Below are 19,453 nucleotides of genomic sequence, written 5' to 3' on the forward strand. Positions count from 1 at the left end.
CCGGCATGCGCCTTCGCGGGCGGCGCTGCGGCGCCGCCCGTCCTGCCTGCGTTCTTCTCCCGCCTCGCGTTTACACGTTTTTTATATCCGCCGCGATACCTTTGACCCGCCCTTTACGCGCGTTCCCATAACGTTCCAGTCGTCTGATTTCGACGACGGAGAACACAAAAAATGGATGGGGTATTCATCGGCGCCCTGGTGCTTTTCACCGTGCTGATCCTCGGTTTGGTTGCCGGTTGCGAGAAGCTCGCGCAATACGGTCGCGGGGGGCGGGCATGACCTGGATGCTTTGGCTGGCGGGCGCGTCCACCGCGCTGCTGTTCGCGTATCTCGTCTTTGCGCTGCTGCGCGCGGAGGACATCGAATGAACGCGAACAACCTGTTGCAGACGCTGCTGTTCATCGTCGTGCTGCTGGCGGCGGCCGTGCCGGTCGCGCGCTATCTGACGGCGGTGATGGACGGCAGCGCGCGCGTCGTGCGTGTGTTCGGGCCGCTCGAACGTGTGCTGTACCGCGTCGCCGGCGTCGACGCCGGCACCGAGATGAACTGGAAGCAATACGCGGTCGCGACGATCGCGTTCAACGCGCTCGGCGTGCTGTTCCTCTACGGGTTGCTGCGCCTGCAGGGCTTCCTGCCCGGCAACCCGCAGCAGTTCGGCGCGATGACGGCCGACGGCGCGTTCAACACGGCCGTCAGCTTCGTCGCCAACACGAACTGGCAGGACTACACGCCCGAGCAGACCGTCAGTTACCTGACGCAGATGCTCGGCCTGACGGTGCAGAACTTCCTGTCGGCGGCGACCGGCATCGTCGTCGTGATCGCGCTGATCCGCGGCTTCGCGCGCCACACCGCGCAGACCATCGGCAACTTCTGGGTCGACCTGACGCGCGTGACGCTGTACGTGCTCGTGCCGATGGCGGCGCTCGTCGCCGCGCTGCTGATGAGCCAGGGCGTGCTGCAGAACATGAAGGCGTACCAGGACGTGCCGGTGTTGCAGGCGAGCGCCTATGCGGCGCCGAAGCTCGACGCGCACGGCAACCTGGTGAAGGACGACAAGGGCAACGCGGTCACGGTGCCGACCCCGTTGACGAAGCAGACGCTCGCGATGGGCCCGGTCGCGTCGCAGGAAGCGATCAAGATGCTCGGCACCAACGGCGGCGGCTTCTTCAACGCGAACTCCGCGCACCCGTACGAGAACCCGACGCCGTTCTCGAACTTCGTCGAGATCTTCGCGATCCTGATCATTCCGGCCGCGCTGTGCCTCGTGTTCGGCCGCATGATCGGCGACCGCCGGCAGGGCATCGCGGTGCTCGCGGCGATGACGGTCGCGTTCGCGGTCGCGACCGGCGTCGAGGTGAGCGCCGAGCAGGCCGGCAACCCGACGCTCGCCGCGCTGCACGTCGACCAGTCGGCGAGCGCGCTGCAGCCGGGCGGCAACATGGAAGGCAAGGAAACGCGCTTCGGGATCGCGCAGACCGGCATCTTCACGGTCGCGACGACGGCCGCGTCGTGCGGCGCGGTCGATGCGATGCACGATTCGCTGACGCCGGTCGGCGGCCTCGTGCCGATGCTGCTGATGCAGCTCGGCGAAGTGATCTACGGCGGGGTCGGCTCCGGCCTCTACGGGATGCTCGTGTTCGCGCTGCTCGCGGTGTTCGTAGCGGGCCTGATGATCGGCCGCACGCCGGAATACGTGGGCAAGAAGATCGAGTCGTACGAGATGAAGATGGTGTCGATCGTCGTGCTGCTCACGCCGCTGCTCGTGCTGCTCGGTACGTCGATCGCGGTGTTGGCGGACGCGGGCAAGGCCGGCATCGCGAACCCCGGCCCGCACGGCTTCTCGGAAATCCTCTATGCGTTCAGCTCGGCCGCGAACAACAACGGCAGCGCGTTCGCGGGCCTGACGGTCGGCACGCCGTTCTACAACTGGATGACCGCGATCGCGATGTGGTTCGGCCGCTTCGGCACGATCGTGCCGGTGCTGGCGATCGCCGGCTCGCTCGCCGCGAAGAAACGCATCGCGGTGACGAGCGGCACGCTGCCGACCCACGGCCCGCTGTTCGTCGTGCTGCTGCTCGGCACCGTGCTGCTGGTGGGTGCGCTGACCTACGTGCCGGCGCTCGCGCTGGGCCCCGGCGTCGAGCACCTGATGATGTGGCTGGGCGCCTGACGCGCGCCCGCATGGCGACACATTGAAAAGACTGAAGAGCTTGAAGAGATCGCAATGACTCAACATTCCGCAACACGGTCCATGTTCGATCCGGCGCTGCTGCGCCCGGCGATCGCGGATTCGTTCAAGAAACTCACGCCGCGCACGCAGTTGCGCAACCCGGTGATGTTCTGCGTGTACGTCGGCAGCATCCTGACCACGATCCTGTGGATCGCGGCGCTCGCCGGCCAGGCCGAGGCGCCCGCCGGCTTCATCCTCGCGGTCGCGCTGTGGCTGTGGTTCACGGTGCTGTTCGCGAACTTCGCCGAAGCGCTCGCGGAAGGACGCTCGAAGGCGCAGGCCGCGTCGCTGCGCAGCGCGAAGAAGGACGTGATGGCGAAGAAGCTCAACGAGCCGCATCCGAAGTCGCCGATCCGCATCACGACCGCGTCCGACCTGCGTAAAGGCGACGTCGTGCTCGTCGAGACAGGCGACGTGATCCCGGCCGACGGCGAGGTGCTCGACGGCGTCGCGTCGGTCGACGAATCGGCGATCACCGGCGAATCCGCGCCGGTGATCCGCGAATCGGGCGGCGACTTCTCGTCGGTGACGGGCGGCACGCGCGTGCTGTCGGACTGGATCGTCGTCAAGGTCACCGCGAATCCCGGCGAGGCGTTCCTCGACCGCATGATCGCGATGGTCGAAGGCGCGAAGCGCAAGAAGACGCCGAACGAAGTCGCGCTGACGATCCTGCTCGTCGCGCTGACGATCGTGATGCTGCTCGCGACCGCGACGCTGCTGCCGTTCTCGATGTTCTCGGTCGAGGCGATGAAGGCCGGCCACGTGGTGACGATCACCGCGCTCGTCGCGCTGCTCGTGTGCCTGATTCCGACGACGATCGGCGGCCTGCTGTCCGCGATCGGTGTGGCCGGGATGAGCCGGATGATGCAGGCGAACGTGATCGCGACGTCGGGGCGCGCGGTGGAGGCGGCCGGCGACGTCGACGTGCTGCTGCTCGACAAGACCGGCACGATCACGCTCGGCAACCGCCAGGCGTCGACGTTCGTGCCGGCGCCCGGCGTGGCCGAGGAAGCGCTGGCCGATGCCGCGCAACTGTCGTCGCTCGCCGACGAAACGCCGGAAGGCCGCAGCATCGTCGTGCTCGCGAAGGCGCGCTTCGACATTCGCCAGCGCGACATGGCGCAACTGCACGCGACGTTCCTCGGCTTTTCCGCGCAGACGCGGATGAGCGGCGTCGATCTGCCGGGCCGCGAAATCCGCAAGGGCGCGGCCGATGCGATTCGCCGCTACGTCGAGACGCACGGCAGCCGCTTTCCGGAAGAGGTGCGCCGCGCGGTGGACGATGTTGCGCGCCGCGGCAGCACGCCGCTCGTCGTGGCAGACCTGCAGGAAGGGGCGGCGCGCGTGCTCGGCGTGATCGAGCTGAAGGACATCGTGAAGGGCGGCATCAAGGAGCGCTTCGCGGAGCTGCGCAAGATGGGCATCAAGACCGTGATGGTGACGGGCGACAACCGGTTGACGGCCGCGGCGATCGCGGCGGAAGCGGGCGTCGACGATTTCCTCGCGGAAGCGACGCCGGAAACCAAGCTCGCGACGATCCGCGAGCACCAGGCGGCCGGACGCCTCGTCGCGATGACGGGCGACGGCACCAACGACGCGCCGGCGCTCGCGCAGGCGGACGTCGCGGTCGCGATGAACACCGGCACGCAGGCGGCGAAGGAAGCCGGCAACATGGTCGACCTCGACTCGAACCCGACGAAGCTGATCGAGATCGTCGAGACCGGCAAGCAGATGCTGATGACGCGCGGGTCGCTGACCACGTTCTCGATCGCGAACGACATCGCGAAGTACTTCGCGATCATTCCGGCCGCGTTCGTGACGACGTACCCGCAACTGCGCGTGCTCGACATCATGCACCTGAGCTCGCCGGCGTCCGCGATCCTGTCGGCGGTGATCTTCAACGCATTGATCATCGTCGCGCTGATTCCGCTCGCGCTGAAGGGCGTGACCTACCGGCCGCTCGGCGCCGCGTCGCTGCTGCGCCGCAACCTGCTGGTCTACGGCCTCGGCGGCGTGCTGCTGCCGTTCCCGTTCATCAAGCTGATCGACATGACGCTCGCCGCGCTCGGCTGGGCCTGAGCCGGCCGCACCTAGCCGGCCGCACCTAGCCGGCCGCACCCGAAGGAACCATCATGAAATCGTTGATTCGCCCGCTCGTCGTACTGTTCGTCATCCTGACCGCCGTGACGGGGCTCGCTTACCCGGCCGCGATGACCGTGTTCGGTCAGGCCGTGTTCCCGTCGCAGGCCAACGGCAGCCTGATCGAGCGGGACGGCAAGGTCGTCGGCTCCGCGCTGATCGGCCAGCCGTTCGATGCGCCGAAGTATTTCTGGGGCCGGCTGTCGGCCACCGCGCCGATGCCGTACAACGCGGCCGGCTCCGGCGGCTCGAACCTCGGCCCGCTGAACCCGTCGCTCGCCGATCAGGTGAAGGCGCGCCTCGCCGCGCTGCGCGACGCCGGCACCGACCTGTCGAAGCCGGTGCCGGTCGATCTCGTGACGGCGTCGGCGAGCGGCCTCGATCCGGAGATCACGCCAGCCGCCGCCGCGTACCAGGTCGAGCGCGTCGCGAAGGCGCGCAACCTGGCGCCGGACGCGGTCGCGCGACTCGTCGCCGCGAACACGACGGGCCGCCAGTTCGGCGTGCTCGGCGAGCCGCGCGTGAACGTGCTGAAGCTGAACCTCGCGCTCGACGCGGCGCAGGCCGCGCACTGACCGATCGCGCGTAGCGGCCGGCATCCGGCGCGCCTGAACCGCGCCGGATGCGCTTTTGCCGACGGCGCGCGCGCCGTCTTTGCCTTTTGCGGTGATTTGGAACCACAATGCTCGTACCCGCGCGCATCCGGGCGCTCCGCTTTCCTCACGCATGAACCGTCCCGATCCCGACCAACTTCTCGACAAGCTGCAGCGAGACGAAGAAAAGCAGCGGCGCGGCCAGCTCAAGATCTTCTTCGGCGCGTCCGCCGGCGTCGGCAAGACCTACGCGATGCTGCAGGCCGCGCGGCAGCGCCGGCAGGAGGGCGTCGACGTCGTCGTCGGCATCGTCGAGACCCACGGCCGCGGCGAGACCGCCGCGCTGCTCGACGGCCTCGACGTGCTGCCGCCCGCCCGCATCGACCATCGCGGCCGCACGTTCGCCGAATTCGATCTGGACGGCGCGCTCGCGCGTGCGCCGCAACTGATCCTCGTCGACGAGCTCGCGCATTCGAACGTGCAGGGCGCACGGCACCTGAAGCGCTGGCAGGACGTCTACGAGCTGCTCGACGCGGGCATCGACGTGTATACGACCGTCAACGTCCAGCACCTCGAAAGCCTGAATGACGTGGTCGGCGCGATCACCGGCATCCGCGTGTGGGAGACCGTGCCCGATCGCGTGTTCGACGCGGCCGACGAAGTCACGCTCGTCGACCTGCCGGCCGAGGAGTTGCTCGAGCGCATGCGCGACGGCAAGGTCTATCTCGCGCAGCAGGCCGAGCGCGCGGTGCGCAACTTCTTCCGCAAGGGCAACCTGATCGCGCTGCGCGAGCTGGCGCTGCGGCGCACGGCCGATCGCGTCGACGCGCAGATGCGCGAGTACCGCGCCGATCGTTCGATCCAGCGCATCTGGCAGGCGCGCGAGCGGCTGCTCGTGTGCGTCGGCCCGGGCGCCGAAGCGCCGACGCTCGTGCGCGCGGCGGCGCGCCTGGCCGCGAGCCTGAAGGCCGACTGGATCGCCGTGTACGTCGAGACGCCGCGCCTGCAGCGGCTGCCCGACGCGCGGCGGCAGCGCACGCTCGACGCGCTGAAGCTCGCGGCCGAGCTCGGCGCGGAGACGGCCACGCTCGCCGGCGCCGACGCGGTCGCCGCGCTGATCGGCTATGCGAAGGTGCGCAACGTATCGAAGCTGGTCGCGGGCGGCTCGCCGAAGGTCGGGCTCGCGCGCCGCTTCGCGCGGCCGTTCGGCGAGCAACTGGCGGAACGCGCGGGCGACGTCGACCTGATGCTGATTCGCGCGTCCGCGAGCGACGAGGCGCGCGCCGCGCCGCTCGACGCGCGGGCGCGCGACTGGCGCGATGCGTTCGCGCAGCTCGGCACGCATCGTTCGCCGCCGCGCCATTACGCGTATGCGGCCGCGATCTGCGCGGCGATCACCGTCGTCGCGAGCGTCGTGTCCGGGCGGCTCGACCTCACGAATCTCGTGATGCTGTACCTGCTCGGCGTGGTGTTTTCGGCCGTACGGCTCGGGCGCGGCCCGGGCGTGCTGCAGTCGTTCCTGTCGGTGGCCGCGTTCGATTTCTTCTTCGTGCCGCCGCGCATGTCGTTCTCGGTCAGCGACACGCAATATCTGCTGACCTTCTTCGGGATGCTGCTGACCTCGCTCGTGATCAGCCACCTGACGTCGACGCTCACGCGCCAGGCGAGCGTCGCGCAGCGCCGCGAGCGCCGCACCGGCGCGATCTACGCGATGGCGCGCGAGCTTGGCGCGGCGCTGACGACCGAGCAGATCGTCGAGATCGGCAGCCGCCACGTGGGCGAGGTGTTCCGCGCGCGCGTCGCGTTCCTGCTGCCCGACAGCGCGGACCAGGTACGGCAGAAGATCGAGGAGCCCGATGCGGCCGTCACGCTGGCGGGCGCGGAGCTCGACCGCGACGTCGGCCAGTGGGTGTACGACCAGCAGAAGCCGGCCGGGCGCGGCACCGATACGCTGCCGGCGACGGCCGCGCTGTATCTGCCGCTGAAGGCGCCGATGCGCACGCGCGGCGTGCTCGCGGTCGCATCGCGCGAGCCGCGCGAACTCGAGGTGCCCGAGCAGCAGCGGATGCTCGACGCATTCGCCGCGCAGATCGCGCTCGCGCTCGAGCGCGTGCATTACGTCGAGATCGCGCGCGACGCGCTCGTCAACATGGAGTCCGAGCGGCTGCGCAACTCGCTGCTGTCGGCGATCTCGCACGACCTGCGCACGCCGCTCACGACGATCGTCGGCTTTTCGTCGATGCTCGCGAACGGGCGCGCGGCCGCGCAGGCGGGTGACGCCGCGGCCGCCGCGCGGCTCGCGCAGCGCGAGGGCGAACTCGTCGACGCGATTCACGACGAGGCGCTGCGCATGACGGGCATCGTCACGAACCTGCTCGACATGGCGCGGCTGCAGGCCGGCAGCCTGCAGCTCAAGCGCCAGTGGTCGCTGCTCGAGGAAACCGTCGGCGCCGCGCTTGCCGCATGCCGGCGGGTGCTCGCGCGTCATCCCGTGCGCGTCGCGCTGCCGGCCGACCTGCCGTTGCTGCAGATGGACGCGGTGCTGATGGAGCGGCTGTTCACCAACCTGTTCGAGAACGCGGCGAAGTACACGCCGCCCGATACGTCGCTCGACATCGGCGCGGAGCGTGTGACCGACGACAACGGGAACCCGTTCGGGAACCCGTTCGTGCGCGTGCACGTCGACGATCACGGCCCCGGCTTGCCGGCCGGCATGGAGGCGCGGATCTTCGAGAAGTTCACGCGCGGCGAGAAGGAGTCGGCCACGCCCGGCATCGGGCTCGGGCTCGCGATCTGCCGCGCGATCGTCGAGGCGCACGGCGGTAAAATCGGCGCGCTCAACCGCGTCGCGCCCGACGGCCGCGTGACGGGTGCGCGCTTCTGGTTCACGCTGCCGGTCGACACGCCGCCGGCCGCGCCCGCCGTGCCCGACGACGAATCCGACCTGCCGGGCGCATCGCCCCCATCCGAGTCATTGCCAGACCATGAGTGAACCCAGCCTGACCGTCGTCCTGATCGAGGACGAAAAGCAGATCCGCCGCTTCGTGCGCGCCGCGCTCGAGGAGGAGGGCATCGCGGTGTTCGAGGCCGAGACGGGCAAGCAGGGGTTGATCGACGCGGCGACGCGCAAGCCCGACCTCGTGATCGTCGACCTCGGCCTGCCCGACACCGACGGCCTCGACGTGATCCGCGAGCTGCGCGGCTGGTCCGAGGTGCCGGTGATCGTGCTGTCCGCCCGCACGCAGGAGGAGGAGAAAGTCGCGGCGCTGGACGCGGGCGCCGACGATTACCTGACCAAGCCGTTCGGCGTGTCCGAACTGCGTGCGCGGATTCGCGCGCAACTGCGCCGGCGCAACCAGGGCGGCGCGAACGCGTCGCCGAAGGTGGCCTTCGGCACCGTGACCGTCGATCTCGCGCTGCGCCAGGTGTGGCGCGATGACGCGATCGTGCACCTGACGCCGCTCGAGTACCGGCTGCTCGCGACGCTCGTGCGTCACGCGGGGCGCGTGCTCACGCACCGCCAGTTGCTGCGCGACGTGTGGGGACCATCGCACGTCGAGAGCCATCATTACCTGCGTATCTACATGGCGCACCTGCGCCAGAAGCTCGAGGCCGATCCCGCGCAGCCCGAGCACATCGTCACCGAGACGGGCGTCGGCTATCGGCTCGTCGGCGCGGTGTGACGGGCGATGCGCGGCGGGGCACGCGGCCGAGGTGCCGCGCACCGGCAGGGTTGCGCCGGCGCGACAGTTTCGCGACCGCGGCCGCCCTTGCACACCGGCTGCGCAATCCCCGCTATCCTGACCGTTCCCCGAACGAAAACGAGGAGCGTGCAATGTCCGTCCGTCTGGTCGTCAGCTGTGCGCTGGCGCTAGCTGCGCCCGGCGCGTTCGCCCAGCCGCTGCCGCCCGGGCAGCAGCCGCCCGCGCAGGCGGCGCTGGCCAATCCCGCATCGGTCAACTGCGAGAAGCTCGGCGGTCGCCACGTGATCCGCAGCCTGCCGCACGGGCAGGTCGGCATGTGCATGTTCAAGGATGGCCGCGTGTGCGAGGAGTGGGCGCTGTACCGGGACGACCGCTGCGTCGGCGGCGTCGCGCCCAAGCGCGTGGCGAACTGACCGCGTCCGGCCGGTCGCGCCCCGCATCGGCCGCCGCCGCGGCCCACAGCCGGCAGGTCCGTCAGCCTCTTGTTATACTCGGCGCCGCCCGGGGACGACCCCGGGTCATTCGCTTCAACGGGGACGGCCCCATCCGATATGGAGTACGTCGAGATGGCGTGGGTATGGTTGTTGATCGCCGGTTTGCTGGAAGTGGCCTGGGCGGCCGGCTTGAAATCGTCGGACGGCTTCACGAAGCTCGGTCCGTCGCTGTTTACGATCGTGACGGCGCTGGCCAGCTTCGGGCTGCTCGCGGTCGCGATGCGCCAGTTGCCGCTCGGCACCGCGTACGCGGTGTGGACGGGCATCGGCGCGGTCGGCGCGTTCGTGTTCGGCATCGTGATGATGGGCGAGGCGCTGACCGTCGCGCGTGTCGCGAGCGCGGCGCTGATCGTCGCGGGGCTGGTCGGCCTGAAGCTGTCGTCGGCCGCCTGACGACGGTGTCCCGGGCGCGGCCCCGCCGCGGAATTGCGCCGGCCGCCCGTCCGGCCTGTCTATAATGGAACGCATTCGGGCCTGAATACCGTCGTGCTGCTCGCGGTACGCGGTGCCGGTCGCCACGCGCCGCGCGGCCGGTCTGTCCGACCCGATCCGATCAATCGGCAAAACGCACGGAAAGTGCAAGGAGAGGGCCATGATCGAAGCCATTTCGCTCGGCGCGGGACTCGCGTGGGCGAGCGGCCTGCGCCTGTACCTGACGGTGCTGATCGCCGGCGTGCTGGCGCGGTTCGGCTGGCTCCACCTGCCCGACACGCTGGCCGTGCTGACGTCGCCGTGGGTCATCGGCGCCGCGGCCGTGCTCGCCGTGACCGAATTCCTTGCCGACAAGATCCCCGCGTTCGACTCGCTGTGGGATGCCGTGCACACCTTCATCCGCATTCCGGCCGGCGCCGTGCTCGCGGCCGGCGCGCTCGGCCATGCCGATCCGACCATGCTGGCGGTCGCGGGGCTCGCCGGCGGCTCGCTTGCCGGCGCCGCGCACGTCGCGAAGGCCGGCACGCGCGCGCTGATCAACCTGTCTCCCGAACCGATTTCGAACTGGGTCGCGTCATCGACCGAGGACGGTCTCGTGGTCGGCGGGCTGGTCCTCGCGTTCTTCGTTCCGCTCGCATTCCTCGTGCTGCTCGCCGCGTTCGTCGCGGCGTCGGCATGGGCGCTGCCGCGCCTGTGGCGCGGCGTGTCGGGCGGTTTTCGCGGGATGGCGAATCACATGGTGTCGCGGCTCAACTCGATCGGAGGAAAACGCGATTGAAGGGGCCGCAACACGCGGTGCAGCCGCCGGCCGGGCAACCCGGCCATGACGGGCACGCGCATGCGGGCCGCTTCGGCCTGCGCGACCTGATCCGCCAGGCTGCCCGGATGACCGCGCGCGACTGGCGCGCGGGCGAACTGACGCTGCTGGTCCTCGCGCTGGTGCTCGCGGTCGCGGCGCTGACGAGCGTCGGCTTTCTCGCCGACCGGCTGCGCCAGGGGCTCGAGCGCGACGCGCGCCAGATGCTCGGCGCCGATTTCGTCGTGCGCGCTGATCGCCCCGTCGATCCGTCGTTCGACCGGCAGGCCCGCGCGCTCGGCCTGCGTACCGCGACGACGGCCATCTTCCCGAGCATGATCGCGTCCGCCGCGGGCGGGCAGGCCACCGACGCGGCGCCGTCGCGCCTCGCGGCCGTGAAGGCCGTGTCGTCCGGCTATCCGCTGCGCGGCGCGGTCGAGATCCTGCCGGCCGGCGCGACCGTCGCGCGGAAGGCGACCGCGATTCCCGCGCCCGGCACCGTATGGGCCGACCCGGCGCTGCTCGACGCGCTGCACCTCAAGGCGGGCGATACGGTGCGCGTCGGGTTGCGCACGTTTACGGTCGCCGCCGCGATTGTCCGCGAGCTCGATCGCGGCTTTTCGTTCGTCAATTTTTCCCCGCGGCTGATGATGCGCGCGGACGAGCTCGCCGCGACCGGGCTCACGGGCTACGGCAGCCGCGTCACGTACCGGCTGCTGGTCGCCGGCGACGCACCGGCCGTCGCGCGCTTCGAAGCGTATGCACACGCGCGCGTCGACGGCGGGAAACTGCGCGGCGTCGGGCTCGAGTCGTTGCAGGAAGGGCAGCCGCAGGTGCGGCAGACACTGGATCGCGCACGCCATTTCCTGACGCTCGTCGCCTTGCTGACTGCGCTGCTCGCGGCGGTCGCGATTGCGATGGCCGCGCAGCGCTACATGCGGCGCCATCTCGACGGCTGCGCGACGATGCGCTGCCTCGGCGTGAGCCGCCGCACGCTCGGCGCGCTGTTCGCGCTCGAATTCGCCGGCGTCGGCATCGCGTCGGGCGCCGCAGGCGCGGTGCTCGGCTATGGCGGCCACTGGGCGTTGCTGGCCGCGCTCGGCAGCCTGATCGACGTCGTGCTGCCGCCGCCGACGCTGTGGCCGGCGCTGATCGGCATGGGCGCGGCGCTCGTGCTGCTGCTCGGTTTCGCGCTGCCGCCGCTCGTGCCGCTCACGCGCGTGCCGCCGGTGCGCGTGCTGCGGCGCGAGTGGGGCGACGCATCGCGCACCGCGTGGGCCGCGTATGCGATCGGTGTCGTGCTGTTCGCGGGGCTGCTGATCGCGGCTGCCGGCAACCTGAAACTCGGCCTGATCGTCGCGGGCGGCTTCGCCGGCGCGCTGGTCGGGTTCGCGCTGATCGCCCGGCTCGTGCTGTTCGCGGCCGCGCGCGCGGTGCGCGATGCGCGCGTGGCCGCGGGCGTCGGCTGGCGATACGCGCTGGCGTCGCTGCACCGGCGCGGCACGGCCAGCGCGCTGCAGATCACCGCGCTCGCGCTCGGCCTGATGTGCCTGCTGCTGATCGCGATCACGCGCAACGACCTCGTGGCGGGCTGGCGGCAGTCGACGCCGCCCGACGCGCCAAACCAGTTCCTGATCGACATCCAGCCAGACCAGCGCGCCGATGTCGCGGCCTATCTGGCCGCGCACGGCGTGCGTGACGCCGTACCGGCGCCGATGGTGCGCGGCCGCCTCGTCGCGATCAACGGCAAGCCGGTGAATCCGGACGCGTACCCGTCCGAAGAGGCCCGCCGGCTCGTCGATCGCGAATTCAACTTGTCGTATACGACCGAACTGCCGTCCGACAACCGGATCGTCGAAGGCGACTGGTTCGGTACTGCGGCCACGCCGCAGATCTCGATCGAAGCCGGCCTGGCGAAGACGCTGAACGTGAAGCCGGGCGACACGCTGCGCTTCGACGTGACGGGGCTGACGGTCGATGCGCCGGTCACGAGCGTGCGCAAGCTCGACTGGGGCTCGTTCCGCGTCAACTTCTTCGTGCTGATGCCGCCGCCGGTGCTGAAGGATTTTCCGGCCGTCTATCTGACGAGCTTCCATCTGCCGGCATCGGACGCCGCGCTGCTCGATCCGCTGATCGCGCGCTACCCGAACCTAACCGCGATCGACGTCGCGCCGATCCTCGCGCAGTTGCAGCGGATGATGCTGCAGGTGGTCGGGGCGGTGCAGTTCCTGTTTGCGTTCACGCTCGCGGCCGGCGTGCTCGTGCTGTATACGGCGCTCGCCGGCTCGCGCGACGAGCGCGTGCGCGAGGCCGCGCTGCTGCGCGCGCTCGGCGCGTCGCGCGCGCAGGTCAATGCGGTGCAGCGCGCGGAATTCATCGTGGTCGGCGCGCTGGCCGGCGCGCTCGCGTCGGCGGGCGCGATCGCGGTCGGCTGGGTGCTCGCGTCGCGCGTGTTCGACTTCCAGCTCGCCGTCGATCCGTGGCTCGTGCCGGCCGGCATCGCGGCCGGCGTCGTCTGCGCCGGTGCGGCCGGCTGGCTGAGCCTGCATAATGTGTTGCGGCGCCCCGCGCTGCAGTCGCTGCGCGACGCCTGAGCGTCGCCGCAGCCCGAAGATCCCGTTTTCCGACAATCCGTATGACCGATGTGAATGACGATGCGCCGTCGCAGCCGACGGCGTTCGAACTCGTGGGCGGCGAAGCCCGCGTGCGCGAAATGGTGGACCGCTTCTACGACCTGATGGACCTCGAACCCGAGTTCGCGCAGATTCGTGCGCTGCATCCGCAGTCGCTCGACGGGTCGCGCGACAAGCTGTTCTGGTTCCTGTGCGGCTGGCTCGGCGGTCCCGACCACTACATCAGCCGGTTCGGCCATCCCCGGCTGCGCGCGCGGCACCTGCCGTTCCCGATCGCGTCGGTCGAGCGCGACCAGTGGCTGCGCTGCATGGCGTGGGCGATGGAGGATGTCGGGTTGCCGGAGCCGCTGCGCGAGCGGCTCATGCATTCGTTCTACGACACGGCCGACTGGATGCGCAACCGGCCCGGTTGATCGACCGGTACGCCGCTGCCCGCGCGCGGGACGATCTGCGTCTGGGCGCCCGTGCAGCCCGGCGCGACACTGGCCGTTTCCCCCATCGATACGAGGTCCCTCGATGACGACACAAGCGCTGTTTCGCGAAGACGCGTACCTCACGCAATGCGAGGCGATCGTCCAGGCCGTCGGCGACGATGGCATCCGGCTCGATCGCACGGTGTTCTATCCGCTCGGCGGCGGCCAGGCCGGCGACGCCGGCACGCTGACGCTGCCCGACGGCAGCACGATCGCGATTGCCGATACGCGCAAGGCGAAGTTCGACGGCGCGACGCCCGACGACGCCGTGCACGTGCCCGCGCCGGGCCAGGAGGCGCGCGTGGCGACGCTTGGTCCCGGCACGCGCGTGGTTGCCGCGATCGACTGGCTGCGTCGCTACCGGCACATGCGCCTGCACACGGCCGCGCACCTGATGTGCGCGGTGCTGCCGTACGCAGTCGACGGCTGCAGCGTGACGGCCGACTACGTGCGGCTCGATTTCGCGACGTCCGACGCGATCGACCGCGACGACGTCGAGCGGCGCCTCGCGAGCCTCGTCGGCGGCGCGCATCCGGTCACGACCGAATGGATCACCGACGACGAGATGGCCGAGCGGCCCGAACTCGTGCGCACGATGAGCGTGAAGCCGCCGATGGGCCTCGGCCGCGTGCGGCTGCTGCGCATCGAAAACGTCGACCTGCAGCCGTGCGGCGGCACGCATGTGCGCAACACGTCCGAAATCGGCGGGCTGCGGGTCGCGAAACTGGAAAAGAAGAGCGCGCGCACACGGCGCCTCGTACTGGAGTTTGCATGACGATCGATACCGGGAAAGCGGGCGCGGCGGCGCTCGATCCACAGGCACGGGAGATTCTCGATTTCTGGTTCGGTGAGCCGGGCTCGGCCGAATTCGGGCACGAACGCAAGATCTGGTTCAACGGCGGTGCGGCGTTCGACGACGTGCTGCGCACGCGTTACGGCGCGCTGCTCGACGCCGCGTGCGACGGCGCCTGCGATCACTGGGCCGGTTCGCCGGAGGGCGCGCTGGCGTTGATCGTCGTACTCGACCAGTTCTCGCGCAACATCCATCGCGGCACGCCGCGCGCGTTTGCCGCCGATCCGAAGGCGCTTGCGCTCGCCCGTCGCGTCGTCGCGGCTGGCTGGGACGCACAGTTGCCGAGCGGACATCATCGTGCATTCGCGTATCTGCCGTTCGAGCACGACGAATCGGTCGAGAGCCAGCGCGAGGCCGTGCGCCTGTGCGCGGGCATCCGCGACGAGGCCGGGTGCGAGGGTTATCACCGCTTCGCGTTGCTGCATGCGGCGGTCGTCGAGCGCTTCGGCCGCTTTCCGCACCGGAACGCGATTCTCGGTCGCGCGTCGACCGACGAGGAAACGGCGTTTCTACGGGAGCCCGGCTCGTCGTTCTGACGATCGGGTGTGACGACGGAAGGGGCGGCGAGTCCGTGACGCTGGCGGATTCGTGCCGCCGGCCGGCATCGCGCAAAGCGCGCGGCCTGTGCCGAAGCGGAAAGTAACGGCAGGCAGGACGGCGCATCGCGCCGCCCCGTGTCACTGCAGGTGCTGTTCGGGCGTGCGTACGTAGACGCGCAGTAGTTCCGCGTTGTCGCCCGGGCGGGCGCCGGTCCAGAACAGCTTCCATTCGTTGCCGGGCGCCGGATCGACGGCCCGTACGCCCTGCACGATCATCCACGTGCAGCGCGTCGTCTTCGCGTCGTCGATCGGCGTGTGCTGGATGCCGGAGAAGTAGTACAACATCGGCGCTTCCGATTCGCCGAGCCCGTGCAGGCTCGCCATGCAGTCGCCGTCGTTCCATTCGAGCGCGAGATGCGCGTTCAGGTCGTCGAACACCGAGCGATAGCTCTTCGCGACGTCGAGCCACGGCAGCAGCAGCGTATAGATCAGCCCCCACGCGACGAGCGCGCCGGCGCCCCACGACAGCGCGCCGCGCCACAGGCCCGTCGTGCGCAGCGACGGCAGCAGCGTCAGCCAGCCGACCGTCAGCGCGAGCGCGCCGGTCACGAGCGCGGGCTGGATCGGCATCGTCCAGTCGAGCGGCAGCCAGCGGCCGAGTAGCGCGAGATCGGCATGCGACGCAGCCGGATCGGCCATCACCGCCCAGATCGCCCATGCGAGCACGACGACCGTGCCGAACAGGATGCGGCTCAGGTAATCCCACGCGAGATGCAGCCGGCGCGGCAGGCGGTCGATCGCCTGCGCGGCGACCAGCGCGAGCGGGGCGAAGAACGGCAGGATGTAGAGCTGGCGCGACGTCGCGGACACCTGCAGCACCACGAGCCCGATACCGGCGAACAGCACGGGCAGCGCGATGCGCGGCGCGCGCCAGTCGCGCCATGCGCCGCGGGCGAGCGCGACGATCGCGAGCGGCGCGACCGGGAAGCCGACGAGCAGGAACGCACGCAGGATGAAGAACGGCTTGTCGTTTTCGGCGCCCAGTTCGGGAACGGAGAAGCCGAAGAAGCGGCCGACGTTGTTGTCCCAGAACCACGTCATGAACAGCGTTTCCGAGCGCAGGAACAGGGCGGTCGGCCAGATCAGTGCGAACGGCGCGAACACGAGCGCGGCAATGCCGAGCGCGCGTGCGAACGAGCGGGTGCGGCAGGCAGGATAGAGCGCCAGCGTGCAGGAAAGCGTGGCCGCGAATACGAGCGGCACGAACAGCCCTTTCGCCATCAACGCGACGCCGACGCCCGCGCCGAAGATCGGCGCGGCCCAGCGGCTCGCCGGATGCGCCGGCAGCCCGTGCCGCATCTGCTGCGCACGTGCGACGTGCTGCATCACGAGTTCGAGCAGCCCGCAGAACCCCATTGCCGTGCCGGCAAACAGCGCGACGTCCGTCATCATGTCGTGCACGTGCTTGATGACGACGAGCGTGCCCGCGCTCAGCACGACCGGGCCGAGCACGCGCAGGTCGAACCAGTCGTCCGCCCGGCTGGCCACGCGGGCCGCGCGCGCGATGAAGCCGAACGCGAGCGCGGCGAACAGCGCGCTCGCGAGGCGCGCCGCGTCGTGCAGCGGCATCACGCGCTGCAGCAGCCACGCGAGGCTGGTCGCGACCCACGCGTAAAGCGGCGGCTTTTCCATGAACGGCAGGCCGGCATTGGTCGGCACGACGAAGTCGCCGGTCTCGAGCATGTGCTGGATGATGCCGAACGTATAGGTTTCGTCCTGTTTCCACGGATCGTGCCCGAGCACGCCGGGCAGCGTGTACGCACACACCAGTGCGACGACGAACAGCCATGTGCGCCAGCCGAGCAGCAGCGAGCGCTCGCGTGGGGTGTGGGTGACGGCGATCGACGCGGCGACGGGCGTGCCGGCGACGTCCAGCGTCGCGATGACGTCGGTATCGGCGGTCGAGCGGGTGTGCGCAGCCGGGGCGGGCACGGGCGTGCGTCGCCGGCTGGGCGCTGCGGTTCCAGGCATGGAAAAGATCTCGGGTCGAGCGAGCCGGTCCGGCGACATGGGCAGGACCGATAAGGGGCTATATCCGGGTAACGGACAGCGTGTTCAAGACACCCGTCCGAATGCCCGCTAGTAAAACACGGAATTGTTACGGACGTTTACTGAAACTGTCACGGAATTGTGGAGATTTGTGGCGCTGTGACCACGGGGCGGTTTCGACCGCCGTATTGTTGCGCCGCGCGTCAGCTTAGCGGCCGCCGCCGACGTCGAGCAGGGCGCCTGTCGTGTAGGACGCCGTATCGCCGAGCAGCCACACGATCGCCTCGGCGATCTCCTGCGCTTCGCCCGCGCGACCGAGCGGTGTCTGCGCGCCGAGACGGGCCGCACGGTCCGGCTGGCCGCCGCTTGCATGAATGTCGGTCTCGATCAGGCCGGGGCGCACCGCGTTCACGCGCACGCCGTGCGGGCCGAGTTCCTTTGCCAGGCCGATCGTCAGCGAATCGACCGCGCCTTTCGAGCCCGCGTAGTCGACGTACTCGTTCGGCGAGCCGAGCCGCGACGCGATCGACGACACGTTGACGATCGCGCCGCCGCGGCCGCCGCGGTCGGTGGACAGCCGGCGCGCGGCTTCGCGCGCACACAGGTAGGCGCCGAGCACGTTGGTATCGAACATCCGCCGCAGCCGGTCGACCGGCATGTCGGCGAGCGGCATCGACGGCGCGACGATGCCTGCATTGTTGACCAGCGCGTCGAGCCGCCCGAATTCGGCGGCAACGGTGTCGAACATCGCGACGACGTCCGCCTCGTTCGCGACATCGCCCGCGACGATGCACGCGCGGCCGCCCGCGTCGCGCACGGCCTGCGCGGTCCGTTCGGCCGCCGCCGCGTCGCGCGCGTAGTTGATGCCGACGTCCCAGCCGCGTTCGGCCGCGAGCACGGCGGTCGCGCGGCCGATGCCACGGCTCGCGCCGGTGATGAGGACGGCCTTGCGGTCGGACGGTGCGGTCATCGTGCGGGTTCCGGTGAGGGTTACTTCGCTGCGTCGGGTGCCCACTTGTCGCGGGCGGGCGGCTGGTAGCGGCGCAGCCGCTCGATCAGCCCGGCCGGTTCCGATTCGACGCACAGCGCGTCGAAGTAGGCCGGCCGCATGAAGCCTTCGTCGACCGTATGACGCAACAGCGCGATCAGCGGATCGTAGAACGCATCGATGTTGTAGAGCGCGACGGGCTTGCGGTGATAGCCGAGCTGCGCCCACGTGTAGACCTCGAAGAGCTCCTCGAGCGTGCCGGCGCCGCCGGGCATCGCGACGAACGCATCGGAGAGGTCGGCCATCATCTTCTTGCGATGGTGCATGTCGGGCACCACGTGCAGTTCCGACAGCCCCGTATGGCCGACTTCCTTGTCGACGAGCAGCTCGGGGATCACGCCGACCGCACGGCCGCCGGCCGCCATCACTTCGTCGGCGATCACACCCATCAGGCCGACGCGGCCGCCGCCGTACACGAGCGTGAGGCCCTCGTCGACCAGCGCGCGGCCGAATGCGCGCGCGGCATCGGCATAGACGGGCCGCACGCCGGACGACGAGCCGCAGTAAACGCAGACCGCCTTCATTGCTTGGCGTCCTTGGCGGCGGCTTGACCGGTGGCGACGGGCCCGCCGGCCGGGCGCGGCGAACCGTCGCGCGGCGGCAGGTAGTCGGAGAACTGGCGCTTGGGCAGCTTGCCGGAGACCAGATCGTCGAACAGCTGGCGCGAGCGGCCGCGCAGGTACGGGGCCATGATCGAGATCACGTGCATGCTCACCTGGTGCAGCTCTTCGCGGATCGCGTCCTGGTCGTTGTATTTGCGCGGATGCATCACGTACTGGTACGACAGCCAGTACGTCGAGATCACCGCCATGTTGGTCGCGATGACTTCGATCTCGGCGGGCGTCGCGACCATTTCGGCGTCGGAGACGAGCAGTTCGCACATGTCGTGCGCGAAGCGCACCTTGTGGCTGATGATCTGCTTGAAGTGCGTCTCGAGCGTGCGGTTGCGTGCGAGCAGGTCGTTGAGGTCGCGATACAGGAACCGGTAGGTCCACATGAAATCGGCCATGTACTGCAGGTACGACCAGGTTTCGTCGATCGTCGGACGGTGATCTTCGGGGAAGCGCAGCCGCCGTTCGATCTGCTGCTCGAACTGCGCGAAGATGCTGTTGATGATGTCGTCCTTGTTGCGGAAATGGTAGTACAGGTTGCCTGGACTGATTTCCATTTCCTCGGCGATCGTCGTGGTGGTGACGTTCGGCTCGCCGATCTCGTTGAAGAGTTTCAACGACAACTCGAGAATCCGTTCGCGGGTGCGGCGGGGAGGTTTCGCTTCCATGTCGTCCGGCCCTGTGTGTGCCGGACTGGCGGGCGCTGCAATCGATGCTGCGTGATTCGTCCGGCGCGGGTTGCTGTTCTATGTCTAGCGGACGATTATAAACCGGGGTTTCGCCACATCGGGGCATTTCGTGATCGCGGCCCCGCGCGGCGCATGGTGCGGCGCCGCATGCGGGTGGCCGGGGCAGGCGC

General features: G+C 69.7%; 17 protein-coding genes. 13 read left to right on the plus strand and 4 right to left on the minus strand.

Annotated features, from left to right (window positions below):
- Positions 1 to 275 precede the first annotated feature (275 nt).
- The 13 genes from kdpF to WS61_RS03315 all read left to right on the plus strand — a co-directional run bounded on the left by kdpF (position 276) and on the right by WS61_RS03315 (position 14,883).
- Positions 276 to 368, plus strand: a complete 93-nt coding sequence (gene kdpF, locus WS61_RS03255; protein ID WP_006752209.1) for a K(+)-transporting ATPase subunit F — start codon at positions 276 to 278, stop codon at positions 366 to 368.
- Positions 365 to 2,170 (plus strand): potassium-transporting ATPase subunit KdpA, encoded by a 1,806-nt coding sequence (kdpA, locus tag WS61_RS03260; protein ID WP_059499215.1) that lies wholly within the window; start codon positions 365 to 367, stop codon positions 2,168 to 2,170. Before kdpF ends, kdpA begins: the two co-directional genes overlap by 4 nt.
- A 54-nt stretch (positions 2,171 to 2,224) precedes the next feature.
- Positions 2,225 to 4,309: a potassium-transporting ATPase subunit KdpB gene (gene kdpB, locus WS61_RS03265; RefSeq protein WP_059499216.1), complete on the plus strand. Its 2,085-nt coding sequence runs from the start codon at positions 2,225 to 2,227 to the stop codon at positions 4,307 to 4,309.
- 53 nt (positions 4,310 to 4,362) lie between these two features.
- Positions 4,363 to 4,944, plus strand: coding sequence for a potassium-transporting ATPase subunit KdpC (gene kdpC / locus WS61_RS03270; RefSeq protein ID WP_059499217.1), 582 nt, complete (start codon positions 4,363 to 4,365; stop codon positions 4,942 to 4,944).
- A 151-nt stretch (positions 4,945 to 5,095) separates the two neighbouring features.
- Positions 5,096 to 7,954 carry a DUF4118 domain-containing protein gene (locus WS61_RS03275; protein ID WP_059499218.1) on the plus strand — a complete coding sequence of 953 codons (2,859 nt, stop codon included), beginning with the start codon at positions 5,096 to 5,098 and terminating at the stop codon, positions 7,952 to 7,954.
- A complete protein-coding gene (gene kdpE / locus WS61_RS03280) occupies positions 7,947 to 8,645 on the plus strand; it encodes a two-component system response regulator KdpE (RefSeq protein WP_059499219.1) in 699 nt (232 codons plus the stop codon). Before WS61_RS03275 ends, kdpE begins: the two co-directional genes overlap by 8 nt.
- Before the next feature lie 152 nt (positions 8,646 to 8,797).
- Positions 8,798 to 9,079, plus strand: coding sequence for a DUF333 domain-containing protein (locus WS61_RS03285; RefSeq protein ID WP_059499220.1), 282 nt, complete (start codon positions 8,798 to 8,800; stop codon positions 9,077 to 9,079).
- Positions 9,080 to 9,232: 153 nt separating this feature from the next.
- Positions 9,233 to 9,553: a quaternary ammonium compound efflux SMR transporter SugE gene (gene sugE, locus WS61_RS03290; protein ID WP_034208737.1), complete on the plus strand. Its 321-nt coding sequence runs from the start codon at positions 9,233 to 9,235 to the stop codon at positions 9,551 to 9,553.
- A 199-nt stretch (positions 9,554 to 9,752) separates the two neighbouring features.
- Positions 9,753 to 10,370, plus strand: coding sequence for a DUF4126 domain-containing protein (locus WS61_RS03295; RefSeq protein ID WP_034207994.1), 618 nt, complete (start codon positions 9,753 to 9,755; stop codon positions 10,368 to 10,370).
- Positions 10,367 to 12,982 (plus strand): ABC transporter permease, encoded by a 2,616-nt coding sequence (locus WS61_RS03300; RefSeq protein ID WP_257126772.1) that lies wholly within the window; start codon positions 10,367 to 10,369, stop codon positions 12,980 to 12,982. The genes WS61_RS03295 and WS61_RS03300 overlap by 4 nt, the downstream gene beginning before the upstream one ends.
- A 41-nt stretch (positions 12,983 to 13,023) precedes the next feature.
- On the plus strand, positions 13,024 to 13,434 hold the full coding sequence (locus WS61_RS03305; protein ID WP_059499221.1) for a group II truncated hemoglobin: 411 nt from the start codon (positions 13,024 to 13,026) through the stop codon (positions 13,432 to 13,434).
- Positions 13,435 to 13,537: 103 nt separating this feature from the next.
- Positions 13,538 to 14,269, plus strand: a complete 732-nt coding sequence (locus tag WS61_RS03310) for an alanyl-tRNA editing protein (RefSeq protein WP_059499222.1) — start codon at positions 13,538 to 13,540, stop codon at positions 14,267 to 14,269.
- Positions 14,266 to 14,883 (plus strand): DUF924 family protein, encoded by a 618-nt coding sequence (locus WS61_RS03315; protein WP_059499223.1) that lies wholly within the window; start codon positions 14,266 to 14,268, stop codon positions 14,881 to 14,883. Before WS61_RS03310 ends, WS61_RS03315 begins: the two co-directional genes overlap by 4 nt.
- Positions 14,884 to 15,024: 141 nt before the next feature.
- Here the strand turns inward: WS61_RS03315 and WS61_RS03320 are convergent, their stop codons facing one another.
- The 4 genes from WS61_RS03320 to WS61_RS03335 all read right to left on the minus strand — a co-directional run bounded on the left by WS61_RS03320 (position 15,025) and on the right by WS61_RS03335 (position 19,262).
- Entirely contained in the window at positions 15,025 to 16,917 is a 1,893-nt protein-coding gene (locus WS61_RS03320) for a glycosyltransferase family 39 protein (protein WP_059499224.1), read from the minus strand.
- A 226-nt stretch (positions 16,918 to 17,143) separates the two neighbouring features.
- Entirely contained in the window at positions 17,144 to 17,905 is a 762-nt protein-coding gene (locus WS61_RS03325) for an SDR family oxidoreductase (RefSeq protein ID WP_059499225.1), read from the minus strand.
- Positions 17,906 to 17,925: 20 nt separating this feature from the next.
- Positions 17,926 to 18,507 (minus strand): TIGR00730 family Rossman fold protein, encoded by a 582-nt coding sequence (locus WS61_RS03330; RefSeq protein WP_059499226.1) that lies wholly within the window; start codon positions 18,505 to 18,507, stop codon positions 17,926 to 17,928.
- Positions 18,504 to 19,262, minus strand: a complete 759-nt coding sequence (locus WS61_RS03335; protein WP_034207986.1) for a TetR/AcrR family transcriptional regulator — start codon at positions 19,260 to 19,262, stop codon at positions 18,504 to 18,506. Before WS61_RS03335 ends, WS61_RS03330 begins: the two co-directional genes overlap by 4 nt.
- Positions 19,263 to 19,453 lie beyond the last annotated feature (191 nt).

Source organism: Burkholderia sp. ABCPW 11, assembly GCF_001523445.1.
In the GTDB taxonomy this organism is placed as follows: domain Bacteria; phylum Pseudomonadota; class Gammaproteobacteria; order Burkholderiales; family Burkholderiaceae; genus Burkholderia.

Excerpts from the sequence above, each read along its gene's own strand:
- kdpF (WP_006752209.1), top strand. The coding sequence starts at position 276 with ATGACCTGGATGCTTTGGCTGGCGGGCGCGTCCACCGCGCTGCTGTTC.
- kdpA (WP_059499215.1), top strand. The coding sequence starts at position 365 with ATGAACGCGAACAACCTGTTGCAGACGCTGCTGTTCATCGTCGTGCTG.
- kdpB (WP_059499216.1), top strand. The coding sequence starts at position 2,225 with ATGACTCAACATTCCGCAACACGGTCCATGTTCGATCCGGCGCTGCTG.
- kdpC (WP_059499217.1), top strand. The coding sequence starts at position 4,363 with ATGAAATCGTTGATTCGCCCGCTCGTCGTACTGTTCGTCATCCTGACC.
- WS61_RS03275 (WP_059499218.1), top strand. The coding sequence starts at position 5,096 with ATGAACCGTCCCGATCCCGACCAACTTCTCGACAAGCTGCAGCGAGAC.
- kdpE (WP_059499219.1), top strand. The coding sequence starts at position 7,947 with ATGAGTGAACCCAGCCTGACCGTCGTCCTGATCGAGGACGAAAAGCAG.
- WS61_RS03285 (WP_059499220.1), top strand. The coding sequence starts at position 8,798 with ATGTCCGTCCGTCTGGTCGTCAGCTGTGCGCTGGCGCTAGCTGCGCCC.
- sugE (WP_034208737.1), top strand. The coding sequence starts at position 9,233 with ATGGCGTGGGTATGGTTGTTGATCGCCGGTTTGCTGGAAGTGGCCTGG.
- WS61_RS03295 (WP_034207994.1), top strand. The coding sequence starts at position 9,753 with ATGATCGAAGCCATTTCGCTCGGCGCGGGACTCGCGTGGGCGAGCGGC.
- WS61_RS03305 (WP_059499221.1), top strand. The coding sequence starts at position 13,024 with ATGACCGATGTGAATGACGATGCGCCGTCGCAGCCGACGGCGTTCGAA.
- WS61_RS03310 (WP_059499222.1), top strand. The coding sequence starts at position 13,538 with ATGACGACACAAGCGCTGTTTCGCGAAGACGCGTACCTCACGCAATGC.
- WS61_RS03315 (WP_059499223.1), top strand. The coding sequence starts at position 14,266 with ATGACGATCGATACCGGGAAAGCGGGCGCGGCGGCGCTCGATCCACAG.
- WS61_RS03320 (WP_059499224.1), bottom strand. The coding sequence starts at position 16,917 with ATGCCTGGAACCGCAGCGCCCAGCCGGCGACGCACGCCCGTGCCCGCC.
- WS61_RS03325 (WP_059499225.1), bottom strand. The coding sequence starts at position 17,905 with ATGACCGCACCGTCCGACCGCAAGGCCGTCCTCATCACCGGCGCGAGC.
- WS61_RS03330 (WP_059499226.1), bottom strand. The coding sequence starts at position 18,507 with ATGAAGGCGGTCTGCGTTTACTGCGGCTCGTCGTCCGGCGTGCGGCCC.
- WS61_RS03335 (WP_034207986.1), bottom strand. The coding sequence starts at position 19,262 with ATGGAAGCGAAACCTCCCCGCCGCACCCGCGAACGGATTCTCGAGTTG.